The organism is Lacisediminihabitans sp. FW035, from assembly GCF_054880895.1.
The window spans coordinates 2,796,652-2,813,471 of sequence record NZ_CM142187.1; the positions used below are offsets into that span (position 1 = coordinate 2,796,652).

Below are 16,820 nucleotides of genomic sequence, written 5' to 3' on the forward strand. Positions count from 1 at the left end.
CGATCTCAAAATTGCTCGCCGCCGAACGGCCCGGTCACGATTGAAGAAACGGCAAACTTCATTGGGCGACCGGACCGGCTCACGGCACCTAGGGAAGCGATATCACCACGCCAGACGCCGATGTCTTGTGCCTGCTGTTCGACCCTGGCGAGTACGGAGGATTCTGAATCGCGTCAGTGGTACTGGAGGCATAACCGCTCCAGTATTTGATCCCGTTGTAGTAATAGGTCATAGCGGCGTAGTAGGTGCCACATCCGCCTATCGAGTCGCGCACGGATTCCGAGTGATCTGTGAACAGCTTCGCATAGTAGGTACCCGAGGCTGCGCAACTGGGGTGCTGCTGGCTCACGAGTGCTGCACTGGCAGGTCCCGCCACCCCGACGACGAGCGCCAGTCCGACTATCCCCGTCGATGCCATCGCAATAAACCGTTGTGTTCGACGCTTCATTGAGTCTCCCTTTCTTTCTTTAGTGAATATATGAGCCGGACACTATTCCGAATATCCCGCGTGCGAAAGACGGCCTTTATGAGGACATGAATTGTTCTCACGCGGTGCTAGCGTCGTTTGGGTGAAGAGGCTATTGGTGCCGGTAATGCTCGCCGCGATCATGACGCTCGCCGGTTGTGCACATTCGACCGCGCTGCCACGATCAGAGCAGCCCCTCTGGGGAATTACGGTCCCTCAAAACGCCCCAATCTCATCGGCCCAGCGTGGCGTGCTCGCAGACGGCACCGTCACCAATGACGAGTATCAGTCGTCATTCCGCCGATTCTCCGCCTGTCTTGCCAAAGGTGGATTCGTAGTGATGGAAAACGACGCTGTGAATGAGGTCATCCAGTATGGCGTTCCAGCTGCAGCCGGCAAACTCAACGACTCGTGTTATACGAAAGAGTTCCAGTGGGTGGACGGAGTGTGGCAGGCCAGCCGAGAAGACACATCAAACCAAGCCAAGTCATACGGCGTGTGCCTAACCGAAAAGGGAATCACACCGAAGAAAACGGAAGAAGCTCGGTACGAGCAGCTCCAACAGGCCCATATCGACGCAGCCAAGTGCTACAAACGGGTATACCCGCAGGGCTGAACGCAAAGTCGTGGGCGTTCTGTCGTCGGTTCGTTGGCTCCTTCACCGATCGACAAGTCGGCGGCCAACAGTGGTCAATGAAATCCTATTCATCGGGCGCATCGAGTCCGCCTTTGACACAAAGCCGTTGGCGGTCGGCTCGGAGAATTGGTGATCCGGACCCTTGCATTTCTCCTTGCAATTCGCGCGTAGGAAGGTCCAGCTTCGGCGTTCCTGACGAAGAATCGCCGGGCGTCCGTAGAGCGTTCCACTATCGGGCGGGCGATGCGGACAAAAAGTGGTGTCGCGCGCGCCCTCGCGAGGGGAGGAAATACCGTCCGGTGGTCGTCCGTCGAATGACGAGTTCGGCGCTGGTTAGTCGACCGAGTGTAGATCTCGCAATGGTCACGTCCCGCTGAGTGGTGGAGTTTCTCAACACCGTGCGGGTCAGTTGTTCTAGTTTAGGCGGCGGTCAGTTCGGGGAGTATTACCGCCTCGTCGAGGACCTCGAGGGGGTTGTTCATGGTGGCCAGCTCGAGCATGGAGGCTTCGGAGAAGTAGCGGCGTTCGCCGGCCTCCCACTCGTCGTGCTGCTCGATCAGAACCGACCCGGCCAGGCGCAGGAGGGCGGCAGCGTTGGGGAACACGCCGACGACGTCAGTGCGGCGTTTGATCTCCTTGTTCACCCGTTCGAGCGGGTTCGTGGACCAGATCTGGCGCCAGTGCCGCCTGGGGAACGCGGCGAAGGCGAGCAGGTCGGGTTGCGCGTCGACGAGCATCGCGGCGACCTTCGGGTGCGAGCGGCCGAGCATCGTGGTCACCTCGAGGAACTGCTTCTCGATGTGCTCGCGATCGGGCTGGGCGAAGATGGTGCGGATGATCGAGGCGACCATGTCCTGGGATCCCTTCGGGATCACGGCGAGGACGTTGCGCATGAAATGCACCCGGCATCTTTGCCAGCCGGCGCCCTGGAACACGGTCCCGATGGCCTTCTTCAGGCCGGTGTGAGCGTCAGACATGACCAGCTTGACCCCGTCGAGGCCGCGGGTCTTCAGCGACCGCAGAAAGCTAGTCCAGAAGCCCTCGTTCTCGCTGTCACCGACGTCGAAACCGAGCACTTCCCGGCGGCCGTCAGCGGCCACTCCAACCGCCACGACGATGGCTTGGGACACGATCCGGTGCCCGACCCGGGCCTTGCAGTAGGTGGCGTCGAGGAACACGTAGGGGAAGTCCTGCGCGGCGAGGGTGCGGTCACGGAACTCGGCGACCTCGGCGTCCAGGCCTGCGCAGATCCGGGACACTTCCGACTTGGAGATCCCGGTGTCCGCGCCAAGCGCTTTGACCAGGTCGTCGACTTTCCGGGTCGAGACGCCATGGACGTAGGCCTCCATCACGACCGCGAACAACGCCTGATCCACCCGGCGGCGCCGCTCAAGGAGCGCCGGGAAAAACGAGCCGGCGCGCAGCTTGGGGATCTTCAGATCAAGGTCGCCGGCCGTCGTTGACAAGGTCCTCGGTCGGGTGCCGTTGCGGTGGGTGGTGCGTTCGTGGGAGCGCTCGAACGGGGCGGCACCGATGAACGCGGCCGCTTCCGCATCGATCAGTTCTTGATAGAGAGTTTCGGTCGCGACGCGGATTCGATCGGTGACATCGGTGAGTTTGAGTTCTCCCAGCAGGTCGAGCAGGGCAGACTGATCTAGAGCCATCGTGTGGTGTCCTTTGTGAGTTGCTTTAGTCGGTACTCACTGACCATCCCACGGTGGCTCTTCACGTCGACGAAGCAACGCTCAAGAGCGGGAAACCACACCACTCAAGGGGACGTAACCTCTCGCAATTTCTCTTTCGCTCTGGAATAGCGCATTCGAGCTGCACTGGGGCGGAGATTCAGGAGAGCTCCGGCTTCCGCGACCGGGAAGCCATCCCACACGATGAGGCGCACCAGCTCTTGGTCGGTCTTAGACAGTCCTCGAAGCAGATCTGAATCGCCTGCGGCCGAATCCGATGGACTACTGTGCCTGATTTGCTCGCGGATTCGCTCACCGAGGGCGTGCCGTCGGATCGTGCCTCGGCGTTGGTTGCTGAGTACTTTCTTGGCTACGCCGAAGGCCCAGGCGCGTTGCTCTGGTGCAGTAGTCGGCAGGGTGTCGCGTTTTCGCCAGAGGACGATCATGGTCTCTGACAGGCAGTCAGCACTGTCTTCTCGGGGGGTTACCCGGCGGACGAAGTAGGCGAGGAGGTCGGGCATCAGCGCGGTCATCAAGGTGGTGAAGTCGGGCGCGCTATCAGTCCCCACGCTGGTCGGTTCAGCGACGATCGCGCCCGCGCCCCCGGCGGGGCGGGGGGTGCCGGTCACCGGGTGGCCCCGGCCGGAATAGGCGCGCAGTTCGCAGACTGCTGCTGGAGCACCGGCCCCCGATCGCCGGAAGTCGCGGCCGCAGCGACACCGTGCAGTGTGGAGACAATATTTCCTCCGTCGGTTGCGACGGTCGCGGGCCACGTTGCCGAGGAGCTCAGCACTGCAGCGGCAGCGTTCGCTTTGGCTGAGTCGTTGCTGTTGAAAGCGGAGAGCCATTCGTCGATCCAGGCGCATCGAGCGACAGTCTCGTAGTTGTCCTGAATGGCTGTGGTTTGGATGACACCAGCGGACGGGAACCCATCCTGTTGGGCAGCGGCGACAACCGTCGCGAACTTGGCCCGATCGTATTGCGCCGGCAAGGTGATCTGCTGAGGAAACACCGAGACGGAGAACGTCACGAAGTCGCTCGCGGAGGTAGAGATCCATTCGGACTGGTCCGACTCTGTCGACTCACCGGCAGCGGGAGGTTGCCCTACTCGTACGGGGTTGGGAGAAGTGCCGATCCACCCTGTTTGGGCAAGAAAGTGGTGCACCCCTTCCGCGATCGCCGGACTGGCAACTCCGAAGGCAACAACCGCCGCCAGTCCGCCGGCGATCAGAGCCCAGCGAGCAGGACGCCTTCTCTGAGGTTCCGTTGTAGCTGCAGAGAGCAGGGCCTGCAGCTGGTCAGGATCCACCCGAAGAGACAGAGCCGGATCCGACTCACGAAACCGCTCGACGAGATCGACATAGGACTGCGATTCTGACACGATGTGGCCTTCCTGTAATTGGACCTACACCCTGAACATGTCCAGAAGAGGACGAAACGTCACAATAACGGCAAATGGAACCACTGAGAGAACATCTGTCTCACTAGCGGCAACGCCGGAGCTCACTGCTACTGGAACTGATTTCAACATGTTGCATTAAAGGTCCGTCTTATGGTCGGCTTTTGGTACGCCGGCGCCATGAGATCGCAAGGTCAGAGGCGAGCCTTTCGACGGTTCTTCGCTCCAGCAGAGTCATTTATTCCTTGCGAGCTTCAACCTCTGGCGACCAGCACGAGGAGTGCGGCGCTTGGCCGAGCAGCGGGGCTGCTCAGCGGGGCGAGCAAGGCATGAGGCGGGCCGACCCCACGTCTATGAGAACGGATATCTGTTCGAAGGGCGCGACCCCGTAAGAGCAGGGTCTACGCTGCCGACATGGATGAACGCACGTTCGAATCAACCAACGAGACGCCGAACCACGTTCCCCTTCCGGACGATCTGAAGAAGGCTATCCAGTTCGCCGCAAGAATCACTCAAGACCTGTTCATAGAAAGCAAACGAGCGAGCGAACGTCTCGATCTGCTTGTTCGAGAAGCCGCGAGTGCCGGCGCGAGCGCGAGAACTATAAGGATCGATGCCGGAATTTCTTCGGACGTAGTCGAAAGAATCGTGGCAGGTAAAGCGTCTTGGAGGATCTTCACTGAGAGTTCCGCAAGTTGAGGTTGTTGAACCGGACGGTGGCTTCTACGACCAGGCAGCCTTGCATCATTGATGCCCGTGACGTTGGCTTTCGATAGACGTCCCGGTGAAGGTCCGGCTTGCGGGCAGGATGGGGCTGGCGGTCAGCGGATAGGCAATAACTTCACAGTGTCCGCTTCGAGGTCGTAGGTGACTACCGGATTCTTTCCCAGTTCTCCCTCTTGGGAGAGGATGACGGATTTGTCCGCGGCACTACCTATGGTTCTCATGAGCACCGTGAGAGCGTTCACGTCGGCCTGCTCGCTGACAGTTCGAAGGTCTACATCGAACCCGACGGTTTCCCAGTCGTAGAGCCTCACTACCACGCGACCGACGGCGAGGATCTGGAGGATGAAGCCCGGGGGCAGATCATCCGCCAGGCGCGGAACATCGTGGACATCGTCACCCACGAACGAAAGTTGCCAGGGCCCGATATGCAGCGCATCCAGCACCCCCTGCCAGTCTTTCGACGAGGAGCCAACTATTTCGCCATCAGTCCCTTTCGGCATCCGTCGCTACTTGCAGTGTCGGTAGCGCAAGTCGACCAGATGAGCGGCGGACGGGTAGAGCTCGGGTTAGGAGCCGGGTGGTGGGTGCGTGAACATGCGGCGACCGGAATCGAATTTCCGGAGATTCGCGAGCGTTTCGACCGATTCGCAGAGCAGTTGGAGATTCTTCATGGACTGTGGAGCACGCCGGTCGGGGAGACCTATTCGTTCTCCTCAGACCTATACACGTTGGACCGAGCCCCCGGTCTCCCGAAGCCAATGCAAGTGCAAGTTCCCGTAATTATCGGGGGAGACGGCAAGACCCGCACGCCCGAGTTGGCTGCGCGCTGGGCGCAGGAGTTCAACTCGGGTTGGGAGAATCCGACCGTTACCAGGTTCCAGTTCGATCGGGTAGCAACAGCCTGCACGCGCATAGGTCGAGATCCCTCGTCCCTCCGCCTGTCGACCGTGCAGACCTTGTGTGGCGGGGACACCGCCGCCGACCGCGAACGACGTGCTGCGGGGATGGGTGTGTCTCTGTCCGAACTCGCAGGCTTGGTTGGCAACGAGCGTGACATCCGCGGCCAGGTCGCAGATTTCGAAGCTGCGGGCGTAGATCGCGTTTACGTCGAGATTCTAGATCTGGCGGATCTCGAGCACCTCAGCTATTTCGCGGATGCGATTGGTTTGTAGCTGCCCTAACCACCTTCGGACATGAGGTAGCTGACCGGGCATTTGGAAGTCAGGGAAGAGTTCTGTGCACTGCACAGCGTTTCTCGTGCGGGCGTGTTAGACCTGGTCGTATCCGTGAAAAAAGAACTCCGCGAGCATACCGGAACCGCATACAATTCGGTGGCTTCTGACTACGCGACGATCATTCCCGACACAAGCTTCGAGGCGCCGCTTGACCTGGCCATCGGCAATGAATTCGTGAACGAGGTGGCCACGCGTCCCGCTGCGAAGGTCTTGGACGCTGGGTGCGGAGCCGGCCGGATGATGACCTACCTCCGGTCGCAAACCCCGTCGCTTGAAGTATTAGGCGTTTGACCGGTCGGCGAAGATCGTCGCGCTCGCGCAATCTGCGCACCCAACCGCCAAAATCCGCCGGGCAGATCTAATCAATCGGCCGACGGAGGAAGAGCGCGATCGCGTCGTCGATGAGTTGGTCGCCGCCCGCGGGTAACACGCGACCGGCGCCGACGAAGGTCGCGACGCCCTGCATGGTCGCTGACATCAGCAGCGTCAGGCGCTCGATCTCCGCCTCGCGAAATACACCGGCCTCGACGCCCGCCTGCATCACATCGCTGATGGTCGAGAACAGGGTCTCGGCTGCGGAAAGCAGGCTTGCGGGCGGCCGGTCCATCGTGGCTGCGAACATCAGGTCGAGCAGTGCGGCGTTGGCGACTGCGAAGTCGACATAGGCCTGGCCGGCTGCCCGAAGGCTTTCCGCATACTCGGTGCGGCTGTCTGCTCCGGCTCGCATGGCGGACGCGAGCGCGAGAAATCCGCGCTCCGCGAGTGCGTCGAGCAACGCCTTTCGGTCGATGAAGTGGCTGCGCGGAGCGCCGTGACTGACGCCGATCTCGCGCGCGAGTTCGCGGAGTGATAGCTCCTCGACGCCCTTGGTCCGAAGCGCCAGTTCGGCCTGGTCGAGCAGGACCGTCCGCAGGTTACCGTGATGGAAGGGTCGCTGCGTCATGCCTCTACGATAGCGGACTCCGGCCGCTCAACTAGACATTGACTATTTTCTAGACAGTGTCTATAATATGGTTATGGCTTATATAAATGACGCTCTGTGGCTGCCCAAACGCGGCGGAGATTTAACCGTCGGCTCTTCGACCTACACGGCCCCGAAGCCGGGCGAGGTGGTTGTGCGAACCCGGGCCGTCGCCGTCAACTTCATCGACGCCATGCCCGGCTTCGCCTACCGATTCGTGCTGCCGTGGCTGAGCTTTCCGGCTGTCATCGGATCGGATGTCGCGGGCGAGGTTGTTGAGGTCGGCGCCGGAGTGACGCGCCTGCAGGTCGGCGATCGGGTCGTGGCGCACGCTGCGGGTACGGAAAAATCCCGCAACACTTCGGCCGAGGGGGCGTTCCAGGATTACGTCGTGCTGATGGCGCACATGGTCGCCCCGCTCCCCGACTCGCTCTCGTTCGAGCAGGCGGCCGTGCTGCCGCTCGCGATGTCGACGGCGTCGTGTGGACTGTTCCAGAAGGATCAGCTTGCGCTCGCACTCCCGACAGCGAACCCCGCCAACCGGAACGAGACAGTTCTGGTGTGGGGCGGGTCGACGAGCGTCGGCGTCAACGCCATCCAACTTGCGCGCAACGCGGGCTACCGCGTCGTTGCGACGTCGTCGCCTCAGCACTTCGACTGGCTGCGTTCGCTCGGAGCGGCTGAGGTCATTGACCGCACGAGCTCGGACGTTGTGGATGAACTCGTCGCAGCAATCGGCGACCAGTCGCTCGCCGGCGTCCTGGCGATCGGCGCGGGGTCGCTGTCGCCGGCAATCGAGATCGCGGCGCTCATGCCCGGCTCGAAGCGTGTGTCATCCGCGCATCCCACTCCTATCACGAATGTTCGAGCGATGCTGGCTCGACGTCGCGGAGTCACCGTCAGCACCATCTGGGGTGCCACCCTGAAAGACAACGAGGTCGGGCCGGCCATCTACTGCGACTTCCTGCCCGCGGCCCTCGCAAGTGGCGCCTACCGTGCCGAGCCCGTAGCAACGATTGCCGGGGAGGGGCTCGCGGGCATCCCGGCAGCGCTCGACCGGCTGAAGGAAGGCATCTCCGCCACGAAGCTCGTCGTCCGACTCTGACCTCGACTCATCCCCCACCCGCATGTACAAGAAGAGAAGATTTATCCCATGAATCAACAGAAGACTGTCCTCGTCTTTGGCGGCACCGGCCAGACGGGAGAGCACTTCGTGCGTCTCGCGCTGAAGGACGGGCTCCGAGTGCGCGCCCTGGCACGCAACCCCGCGAAGTTCAGCATCACCGACCCGAATCTCGAGATCATCCAAGGATCCATCGCTGCCATCCCGGACCTCGACGCGCTCGTTGCCGGAGCAGATTTCGTGGTATCGATGCTCGGAAACGCGGCGGAGCAGCGCGAGCACACCATCGTCGCCGACCTCGTTCGGGAACTCGTTCCGGCGATGCGGCGCAACGGCGTCTCACGGTTTCTCCATCAGGCCGGTGGGCTGAGCGCCAAACCACACCGTCGGCTGCCGCTCGTACTCTGGATCATCCGCCACACCGTCGCTCGCGGCTTCGAGGGACAGCACAGAGACAATGAGGCCGTGATGCGCTATCTCACCGATGAGGCGAACGACATCGAATGGATGGTGCACCGCGCCGGAATAGGGTCCGACGGTCCGTCAAAAGGAGTCCTCCAGCGATCGCAGCGCGCGATCAGCATCGCGACGTTCCAAGACTGCGCCGCATACAACCTGCGGACAGTGCAGGACGCGACGGCCATCCACACCTGCGACGGGAGCCGGTACGCGAAGTGAATCGCCCTGGGTTTCGTTCCTAGGTGTTCTCTTGGGAAGCGGTCGCTTCCAAGAGTGATTCGGTTTCAGCGTAGTAGTCGGTCTCGGCTTCAATGGGGGTGCGGTAACCGAGCTCAGAGTGAAGGCGCTGGTTGTTCCACCACCACACCCATTCCAGGGTTGCGAGTTCGACTTGCTCGACCGTGCGCCAAGGCCCGCGAGCTCGGATCAGCTCCGACTTATAGAGCGCGTTGAGCGCCTCGGCCATCGCATTATCGTATGAATCGCCGACGGTTCCAGTTGAGGGGATCGCGCCGAGTTCCATGATCCGATCCGTGTATACCAACGACATGTAGTTCGACCCGTGGTCCGAATGGTGCGTCAGCCCGGTGAGATCTCCACCCGCGTCGAAGGCGGCCATGTCCAGGGCCTGCAGCGGCAGGATGTCGGCTTTCAGTGTGGCGGCGACGTTCCAGCCGACGATGCGGCGGGAGAAGACGTCGGTGACGAACGCGACATAGGCGAATCCCTGCCAAGTGCGCACATACGTGACGTCAACGACCCAAAGCCGGCGTGGTGCATCAGCACGAAAACGTCGCTGCACTAGATCAGTCGGGCGTTTGCCGGCGGGATCCGATTTGGTGGTGAACACTCGTTTCGAGCGTTTCACCCCGCGCAGCCCAAGGGATCGCATGAGTCGGCCCGTCTGATCCCTGCCGATGCTCCAACCTTGTCGCCCCAGCAGTCGGTGCATTTTCCGCACCCCGTAGACGCCGTAGTTCTCCGCATGCAGGCGGCTGATCTCGCCGCCGATCAACTGATCTGACAGGGTTCTGGCCGATGCCGGGCGGCATTTCGCCGCTCGATATCCGCGAGCGCTCACAAATCCCACCTCAGCTGCCCGCATAGTGCGGCAGACGAGCTCGACCCCGAAACGCTGCTTCATCTTGTCGATGAAGCGGATCATCTCGATGAGGGGCGGCCGAGCTCGGTGGCGAAAAACACGCTCGCCGACCGGAGGATCTCGTTCGCTTTCTCCAGCTCGACGATCTGCTTCTTCAACCGTTTGATCTCCACCTGCGCCTCCGAGGTCGTCCCCGGTGTCCGGCCGGCATTGATATCGGCACGCTTCTTCCACAATCGCAGCGTCTCAGGATTCACCCCAAGACGACCCGCGACATGGTTGGCCGCAGCGAAATCAGATGAGTGATCAGCTCGTGCTTCGGCGAGCATCCGAAGAGCACGTTCGCGAAACTCGGCCGGGTAAGGGTTCGACATAGTTCAATCCTCCAAAAGGATCAGGCGGAACGAAACCCAGGGCGATTCATTGAACCGCTCTGGGTTTCTTGGAGACTCCTGACCTTGGAAACGAGGATGGGTTTATGTCGAAAGAACGATCAGTGGGGAAGCCGACGACACGTCGGTATTCGCCAGAGGAGAAGGCCTCAGCGGTCCGGATGGTGCGGACGTTGCGAGCGGAGTTGGGAACCGAGCATGGGACAGTTCAACGCGTGGCGTTGCAGCTCGGTTACGGGCTCGAGTCGGTGCGGATGTGGGTCAAGCAGGCCGATGTTGACGACGGTCACGTGGCGGGTGTGACGACGGTGGAGGCGCGGCGTGTTCGGGAGCTCGAGCAGGAGAACCGGGAACTTCGGCGGGCCAACGAGATACTCAAGCGGGCCGCGTCTTTCTTCGGGGCGGAGCTCGACCGCCAACACCGGAAGTAGTCGCGTTCATTGACACCAACAAGGACGATGTCCTCGAAGGTCGCCGGCTCGGAGTCGAGCCCATCTGCAGTCTGTTGCAGATGGCTCCGAGCACCTATTACGCCGCGAAAGATCGCGCCCCATCGGCGCGAGCGGTCAGCGACGCCGTCGTGGTTCCGGAGTTGGTGACGATTTGGGAGAACAATTACCGCGTCTATGGGGTCCGCAAGCTCTGGAAGACTGCACGTCGGGCCGGTATCGATATTGGCCGTGACCAGACGGGCAGGTTGATGCGCGCGGCTGGCATCGAGGGCGCAACTCGGACAAAACGGGTCAAGACAACGAGGGTTGATCCTGCCGCGTCCCGTCACCCGGATCTTGTCCACCGTGAGTTCAGCGCGACCAGCCCGAACAGGCTCTGGGTCACCGATTTGACCTTCGTGCCAACCTGGGCCGGAGTCGCGTATGTCTGCTTCATCGTCGACGTGTTCTCGCGGATGATCGTTGGCTGGCGGTGCGCCAGTCACATGCGCACGGACATGGTCCTGGACGCAATCGAGATGGCTCGGTGGGGTCGCGGCACCCACCATGAGGACCTGCGGTGTCACAGCGACGCGGGCAGTCAATTCACGTCTATTCGCTACGGGGAACGTCTCGCCGAGATCGGCGCGACACCCTCAATCGGAACGGTCGGCGATTCGTATGACAATGCCCTCGCCGAGACGGTGAACGGCTACTACAAGACCGAACTCGTCCGAGGGCCCGCACGCCCGGGCCCCTGGAAAACGGTGGAAGATCTCGAACTAGCCACCCTCGGCTGGGTCCATTGGCACAACACGCAGCGACTCCACGGCTACCTCGGCGACATCCCACCCGCTGAGTTCGAGACAGCGTTCTATGCTGAACAAACCGACCACCAGCAGGCGGTCGAAATCAAATAGCGCGAGTCTCCATCAAACCCAGAGCGGTTCATCCTGGTAGACGGCAGCTGGTACGTGAATTGGATGCCGAAATCGCTGATCGAAGCGTCGCGGAAAGTCGCCGCAACAGAAGCAGCTCGAGACGAAGCGAAAATTGTCGTCTACAAGACGGAGCATCCCACCAAGAGAAAAGGCCCAAGCTTCGAGGACGTCCAGACCGCCATGAGGAACCTGGCCGACAGTGAAGAAGCCCTCCCGAACCTTCAGCGAAACATCGATGCTCGCGAGCCATATCGAATGATCCCGAAAGGGCGGCGCGACGCCGACGGGTACCAACGGTTCAGCTATCCTCCGCTGAACAAGATGCTCGTGCAGCCCAAGGTTGCGCCAAAAGTGACCAGTCTCACAATTCCGCCAACTCTCCCGATCAACGATGCTGTGGCATCCGGAAAACGATCCGGGCGGAAGGCAGCAACTGAAGACACTGCCGACGCACATACCAAACGACAACCGATCAAATTCGGCCAGCACCTTCCACACAAGACCGTCGAGTGGCGGCGGCAATATGGACTGCGCAGTCTCGTTGAGAGCTCGAATAACCTCTTGAAAACGGTCCCCCACGGCGATATCGGCAATCCCAAGAAAAGGTCCGGACGCGGATACGCCGCGCTTTACCTGACACTGACATTCTCAGTCGTCACATCCAATCTCCGACGAATCGCAACCTTCTTCAAAGCTGAGGCTCACCGCCTCCAAGACGCAAGTTCAGGACTAGTCGCAAAGCACAGAACGAGGCGACGGCACGACGCACTCGGCGCGCCGCTGGTTCAATCCGACCGCGAAAGCCCGCCAAGGCAAACCGCCTAGTCCAGATCGCAATTCCTACGAAGAACCCACACAATTCGGCCTGCCCAAACGCAGGCCGAATTGCTGTTTAACCGGAGAAGGCAGCGAGTGAGCGCCAAGATCACTCAAGTTGACGGCGCAAAAAAAGGACCGGGACGACTTTTAAGTCGTCCCGGTCCTTTTTCGATCAATATCCGGAAATTACGACCTGCATTTCCGGAATGACCCTCTGTTGCGGGGACAGGATTTGAACCTGCGACCTCTGGGTTATGAGCCCAGCGAGCTACCGAACTGCTCCACCCCGCGGCACGTAGAAAAGCTTACCACGGGGATGGAGGTCGGTTTACTTCTCCAGCGAGAACACGTTGTTCAGGGCGGTCACCAGCGCAGCATCCGCGGTCGCGTAGGCGCTGAGATCTCCGGACTTGAGGGCCGCAGCGCGGGCGGTGAGTGCGGTCTGCACGTCTGCGAGCGCGGCTTTGAGCTCCGCACTCGTCGCGCCGGTTCCGGTTCCGGTGCCCGTTCCGGGATCGGTCGTGCCGGTGCCCGTTCCGGGATCCGGAGTCGGCGTGACTCCGCCGTCACCCGCGCTCGCACCGGAGTCCCCCCCGAACAGCGAGTTCAGCGCGGCATCCAGGGTGTCTTCGAACGCAACCTTGTCACCGAACGACACCAGGATCTTGCGCAGGATCGGATAGCTCGTCTCCGCGTTCGACTTGACGTAGACCGGCTGCACGTAGAGCAGTCCGCCACCGACCGGCACGGTCAGCAGGTTGCCGAGATCGACTGTGGTGTTACCGCGCTGGAGCAGTGCGAGCTGGTTGGCCACAGCGGTGTCGGTGTTGAAGTTGCTCTGCACCTGCCCGGGTCCGGGCACCGAGTTCTGCTTGGGCAGGGCCAGCAGCGTGAGCTTGCCGTAGCCCTTCGACACCTCTCCCTTGACGTTTCCGGCATCCGCGTTCGCCGCGAGGTAGCCGGTGAGGATGTTGCTGGTGCCGGCTCCCTTCGAGCTCGGGATGTAGGTGGAATACAGCGAGAACGCCGACTCGGACGCACCCGGGAGCTTCATCGTGAGGTAGTACGGCGGCTGCAGGCGGGCTGTCGCGGCCGCCTTCGTCGGGTCGTTGGGCGTGATCCACGCATCACTCGAGGAGTAGAACGTGTTCGGGTCGGTCACGTGGTACGTGCCGAGGATCTCGCGCTGCACCTTGAACAGGTCGGCCGGATAACGCACGTGGCTCATCAGGTCGGCGGAGATCGCGCTGATCGGCTTCACCGTCGACGGGAAGATCTTCTGCCAGGTCTTGAGGATCGGATCCTTGTCGTCCCAGGCGTACAGGGTGACCTTGCCGCTGTAGGCATCCACAGTGGCCTTCACCGAGTTGCGGATGTAGTTGATGTCGTCGAGAGCGAGTTGCGGTGTCGGCGTGTAGGTGTCCGAGATCGCGTTGCTGAGCTGCTGCACTGCGGAGTACGGATAGCTCGCGCTCGTGGTGTAGCCGTCCACGATCCACTGCACGCGTCCGTCGACGACGGCGGGATACGGATCGCTGTCAAGCGTGAGGTACGGCGCTGCCTTCTGGATGCGATCGACAGGGTTGCGCGTGTAGAGGATCTGCGAGTCGTCGTTCACCCCGTTGGAGAGGAAGATCTGTTCCGACTGGAACTTGATCGCATAGATGAGCTTCTTGAACACGTTGTCGAGCTTCGGCCCGCCGTTGCCCGAGAAGGTGGTCGTTGCGTTCTGGTTGGCGTTGGAGTCGCCAGCGGGGTAGTCCAGCTCGATCTTGCTGCTGCCCTTCGGCCCGCCGACGATCGAGTAGGTCGGCGATTCCTCACCGAAGTAGATGCGCGGCTCGAACTTGCCGAGATCACCGGTGACCGGGATGCCCGACTCGAGGAAGACCGGGAGGCCCTCGCTCGAGCGCTGGTTGCCGTACGCCGCGACGACGCCGTAGCCGTGGGTGTAGACCAGGGTGTTGTTGTACCAGCTCGGGGCGGCGTTGGTGTTGGACTGGTTGAGCTCGCGCACTGCGATCACGGTGTCCTGGGACTTACCGTCGATCGTGTAGCGGTCCACGTCGAGGTACTTGTTGAACTGGTAGTACTGCTTGATGCGCTCGAGCTGGCCGAAGGCATCGGAGACAAGGGCCGGGTCGATGATGCGGATGCTCGCAGTCGTCTCGGCGTCGTTGCGCAGCGCACCCTGCTGGGCGTCTGTCTTGGCCGAGTAGGCCTCTTCCTGCACGCCGGCGACACCGTAGGCATCCCTCGTCGCATCGATGTTGCGTTGGATATACGGAGCTTCGAGGGTTCGCACGTTCGGCTCGACCTGGAACTTCTGCACGACCCAGGGGTACACGGATCCGATGAGAAGTCCGCTCACCAGAAGCAGCGCGGTGCCGATGAGGGGGAAGCGCCAGCGTCCGATGACGGCGGTGATGACGAAGAGGATCGCCACGACGGCCGCGATACCGGCGAGGATCTGGCGGCCGGGGATGACCGCTGTCGCGTCGGCGAAGGAGGCACCCTCGAATAGCGTGCTCGAGGTCTTGGTGCTGAGAGTGGCGTACTGGTCGAGCCAGATGCTTGCCGCCTGCAGGGCGAGATAGACCGCGCCGGTGACGGCGAGCTGGATGCGGGCGGTGCGTGAGATCCGCACCTCACGACCGTTGAATCGCAGCGCCCCATAGAGGTAGCTGGTGGCGATCGCGGCGATCGCCGAGATGAGGACCACAGCGGAGGCGAATGCGGCGACGGCCTGGTAGAAGGGCAGCGCGAAGAGATAGAACGAGATGTCGAGGTGGAACTGCGGATCGACCTTGCCGGAGGGAACACCGTTGATCCACTCGAGGGCGAGCTGCCAGCGCGCGGAGGTCGCGACTCCGGCGAAGAGACCCAGGATCGCGGGGATGCCCCACATCGCGAGTCGACGCAGCGGCTCGATCACCTGCTGGTAGCGGTCCAGTTGCGCATTGAGCTTGGCGTAGACCGGCCGACCGCGGAACGCGATCTCGATGCTGGCGAAGACCGGCACCGCCATCGCCACGAATCCGACGAAGAACATCACCGTGCTCGCGACCCACTGGGTGGTCAGCACCTTGAGGAAGCCGAGTTGCTCGAACCACAGCCAGTCGGTGTAGAGGCTCGCGAAGATGAAGAAGAGAATGACGAGGACCGCAACGACAGCGAGCGTGATCAGGAGGGTTACCCTCGATCGCGATGCCGGTCGACGTTCTTCGGTGGGGGTGGACGTCACGAGACTGCTCCTGGCTTGTGGCGGATGCTGTGCTCCCTCATCTTAAGGGCATGGTCTGGGAGGCGCCCGGCGTTCACCGGGTCGGGCACGAGAGCAGGCCGCTCGTGCTCGAGCCGTCCTTGATCGCCTTCAGCGCCGCGAGCGAGTCGTCGAGGGTCTTCACCGCGAGCACCCGGATGCCGCTGGGGATGTGGCCGGTGACCTCGTCGCAGTTGGAGTACGGAGCGAGGAACCAGGTGGCCCCCGCCGCGCGCGCGCCGTAGAGCTTCTGCCGGATCCCTCCGATGGGGCCCACCACGCCATCCCCGTCGATGGTGCCGGTGCCGGCCACTTTCGCGCCGCCGTTGAGCTTTCCGGGGGTCAATTTGTCGATGATGCCGAGAGCGAACATCTGTCCGGCACTCGGGCCACCCACGTTCTCGAGCTGGATCTTCACGTCGAAGGGGTAGCTGTAGACGATCGCAGGGAAGATGCCGACGATAGGCACCGGATCCGCTCCGCCGCTCAGCTCTGGCGTCACCTGCACGGTCTTCGCCACTCCCCCGCGCTCGATGTCGATGCTCACCGGTGTGCCGGCGCCGCTCTTCGCGACGATCGCCCGAAGCCCGAGAACACTGTCGGTGGTCTGGCCGTCGACACGGACGATCGTGTCGCCCTTCTGCAGGATGCCCGTCGACGGCGACTTGGGCGACAGTCCGCCGACGGTGAGCGAGGCGGGCAGCGTGTAGCCGAGTTGGGTGAGCGCTGCGGCGACCGCATCCTTCTGGGAGTTCTGCATGTCGACGGTGGCCTGGGCGTTCGACTGCTCGACCGAGGTGCCCGCCGGGTAGACCGCATCCACCGGAAGTACCGCCTTGCTCGAGTCGAGGTAGGCCTGCGCCACCTCGAACCAGCTGGGAGGCTGCTCGCGGCTGCCCGCGATGTTGACGGTGAGCATGTCGAGCGCGCCACTGGTGGCATAGGTCTTCTGGCCCGGGATCTCGATCATCGGCACCTGCTTGGAGCCGTTGGCGACCGTGCCGAGGGTGTTGAACACCGGCCCCGGCTGCTCGATCACGTAGGGCGCGGGCACGAGGGTAAAGGCGAGGGTGCCGAACACTGCCGCGACGAGGAGCACCCAGCCGAGGCGGGTGATGCGTCGCCGTGCGGGGGATGGTGCCGACTGGTGGCGGTCGTCGATGAACAGTGCCACCGGGGTCCTTT

The 16,820-nt window shown here is 62.1% G+C and carries 17 protein-coding genes, 1 tRNA gene and 1 other annotated feature; of the genes, 8 read left to right on the forward strand and 10 right to left on the reverse strand.

The window, feature by feature from the left end; genetic code table 11:
• The first annotated feature begins 569 nt into the window (after positions 1 to 569).
• On the forward strand, positions 570 to 1,082 hold the full coding sequence (locus ACVXZ4_RS13420) for a hypothetical protein (protein ID WP_461795330.1): 513 nt from the start codon (positions 570 to 572) through the stop codon (positions 1,080 to 1,082).
• 440 nt (positions 1,083 to 1,522) lie between these two features.
• Here ACVXZ4_RS13420 and ACVXZ4_RS13425 read toward each other — a convergent pair whose 3' ends face one another.
• The 3 genes from ACVXZ4_RS13425 to ACVXZ4_RS13435 form a co-directional block, all read right to left on the reverse strand.
• Positions 1,523 to 2,767, reverse strand: a complete 1,245-nt coding sequence (locus tag ACVXZ4_RS13425) for an IS256 family transposase (protein WP_461794674.1) — start codon at positions 2,765 to 2,767, stop codon at positions 1,523 to 1,525.
• Between the two features lie 104 nt (positions 2,768 to 2,871).
• Entirely contained in the window at positions 2,872 to 3,414 is a 543-nt protein-coding gene (locus ACVXZ4_RS13430) for an RNA polymerase sigma factor (protein ID WP_461795331.1), read from the reverse strand.
• Positions 3,411 to 4,166 (reverse strand): hypothetical protein, encoded by a 756-nt coding sequence (locus tag ACVXZ4_RS13435; protein ID WP_461795332.1) that lies wholly within the window; start codon positions 4,164 to 4,166, stop codon positions 3,411 to 3,413. Before ACVXZ4_RS13435 ends, ACVXZ4_RS13430 begins: the two co-directional genes overlap by 4 nt.
• 432 nt (positions 4,167 to 4,598) lie before the next feature.
• Here ACVXZ4_RS13435 and ACVXZ4_RS13440 point away from each other — a divergent pair, with 432 nt between their 5' ends.
• Positions 4,599 to 4,883: a hypothetical protein gene (locus ACVXZ4_RS13440; protein WP_461795333.1), complete on the forward strand. Its 285-nt coding sequence runs from the start codon at positions 4,599 to 4,601 to the stop codon at positions 4,881 to 4,883.
• 122 nt (positions 4,884 to 5,005) lie between these two features.
• Here ACVXZ4_RS13440 and ACVXZ4_RS13445 read toward each other — a convergent pair whose 3' ends face one another.
• A complete protein-coding gene (locus ACVXZ4_RS13445) occupies positions 5,006 to 5,311 on the reverse strand; it encodes a hypothetical protein (protein WP_461795334.1) in 306 nt (101 codons plus the stop codon).
• Here ACVXZ4_RS13445 and ACVXZ4_RS13450 point away from each other — a divergent pair.
• Positions 5,294 to 6,082, forward strand: coding sequence for an LLM class flavin-dependent oxidoreductase (locus ACVXZ4_RS13450; protein WP_461795335.1), 789 nt, complete (start codon positions 5,294 to 5,296; stop codon positions 6,080 to 6,082). The genes ACVXZ4_RS13445 and ACVXZ4_RS13450 overlap by 18 nt on opposite strands.
• Before the next feature lie 93 nt (positions 6,083 to 6,175).
• On the forward strand, positions 6,176 to 6,436 hold the full coding sequence (locus ACVXZ4_RS13455) for a class I SAM-dependent methyltransferase (RefSeq protein ID WP_461795336.1): 261 nt from the start codon (positions 6,176 to 6,178) through the stop codon (positions 6,434 to 6,436).
• Positions 6,437 to 6,503: 67 nt separating this feature from the next.
• Here the strand turns inward: ACVXZ4_RS13455 and ACVXZ4_RS13460 are convergent, their stop codons facing one another.
• On the reverse strand, positions 6,504 to 7,088 hold the full coding sequence (locus tag ACVXZ4_RS13460; protein WP_461795337.1) for a TetR/AcrR family transcriptional regulator: 585 nt from the start codon (positions 7,086 to 7,088) through the stop codon (positions 6,504 to 6,506).
• Positions 7,089 to 7,161: 73 nt separating this feature from the next.
• Here ACVXZ4_RS13460 and ACVXZ4_RS13465 point away from each other — a divergent pair, with 73 nt between their 5' ends.
• Together ACVXZ4_RS13465 and ACVXZ4_RS13470 are read left to right on the forward strand one after the other, a co-directional pair.
• Positions 7,162 to 8,211 (forward strand): zinc-binding alcohol dehydrogenase family protein, encoded by a 1,050-nt coding sequence (locus tag ACVXZ4_RS13465; RefSeq protein WP_461795338.1) that lies wholly within the window; start codon positions 7,162 to 7,164, stop codon positions 8,209 to 8,211.
• 48 nt (positions 8,212 to 8,259) lie between these two features.
• Positions 8,260 to 8,907: an NAD(P)-dependent oxidoreductase gene (locus tag ACVXZ4_RS13470; RefSeq protein WP_461795339.1), complete on the forward strand. Its 648-nt coding sequence runs from the start codon at positions 8,260 to 8,262 to the stop codon at positions 8,905 to 8,907.
• 19 nt (positions 8,908 to 8,926) lie between these two features.
• On the opposite strand, the gene ACVXZ4_RS13475 is transcribed toward ACVXZ4_RS13470, so the two are convergent.
• Both ACVXZ4_RS13475 and ACVXZ4_RS13480 read right to left on the reverse strand, forming a co-directional pair.
• Positions 8,927 to 9,853: an IS3 family transposase gene (locus tag ACVXZ4_RS13475; protein WP_461795340.1), complete on the reverse strand. Its 927-nt coding sequence runs from the start codon at positions 9,851 to 9,853 to the stop codon at positions 8,927 to 8,929.
• A complete protein-coding gene (locus tag ACVXZ4_RS13480) occupies positions 9,850 to 10,164 on the reverse strand; it encodes a transposase (RefSeq protein ID WP_409158162.1) in 315 nt (104 codons plus the stop codon). Before ACVXZ4_RS13480 ends, ACVXZ4_RS13475 begins: the two co-directional genes overlap by 4 nt.
• Positions 10,165 to 10,268: 104 nt before the next feature.
• Between ACVXZ4_RS13480 and ACVXZ4_RS13485 the strand changes: the two genes are divergently transcribed.
• Positions 10,269 to 11,533, forward strand: a protein-coding gene (locus tag ACVXZ4_RS13485) for an IS3 family transposase (protein WP_461795327.1) whose coding sequence is annotated in 2 segments (ribosomal slippage) — positions 10,269 to 10,572 and positions 10,572 to 11,533 — 1,266 coding nt in all. Because the reading frame shifts where the segments join, the coding sequence is not laid out codon by codon here.
• Positions 10,568 to 10,702: a sequence feature (AL1L pseudoknot), on the forward strand. It overlaps the preceding gene by 135 nt.
• A 63-nt stretch (positions 11,534 to 11,596) precedes the next feature.
• Positions 11,597 to 12,379 (forward strand): hypothetical protein, encoded by a 783-nt coding sequence (locus ACVXZ4_RS13490; RefSeq protein ID WP_461795326.1) that lies wholly within the window; start codon positions 11,597 to 11,599, stop codon positions 12,377 to 12,379.
• A gap of 211 nt (positions 12,380 to 12,590) precedes the next feature.
• On the opposite strand, the gene ACVXZ4_RS13495 is transcribed toward ACVXZ4_RS13490, so the two are convergent.
• The 3 genes from ACVXZ4_RS13495 to ACVXZ4_RS13505 all read right to left on the reverse strand — a co-directional run bounded on the left by ACVXZ4_RS13495 (position 12,591) and on the right by ACVXZ4_RS13505 (position 16,809).
• Positions 12,591 to 12,664, reverse strand: a tRNA-Met gene (locus tag ACVXZ4_RS13495).
• Between the two features lie 37 nt (positions 12,665 to 12,701).
• Positions 12,702 to 15,617: a UPF0182 family membrane protein gene (locus tag ACVXZ4_RS13500; protein WP_461795341.1), complete on the reverse strand. Its 2,916-nt coding sequence runs from the start codon at positions 15,615 to 15,617 to the stop codon at positions 12,702 to 12,704.
• 73 nt (positions 15,618 to 15,690) lie between these two features.
• A complete protein-coding gene (locus tag ACVXZ4_RS13505) occupies positions 15,691 to 16,809 on the reverse strand; it encodes a YlbL family protein (protein WP_461795342.1) in 1,119 nt (372 codons plus the stop codon).
• Positions 16,810 to 16,820: the final 11 nt, after the last annotated feature.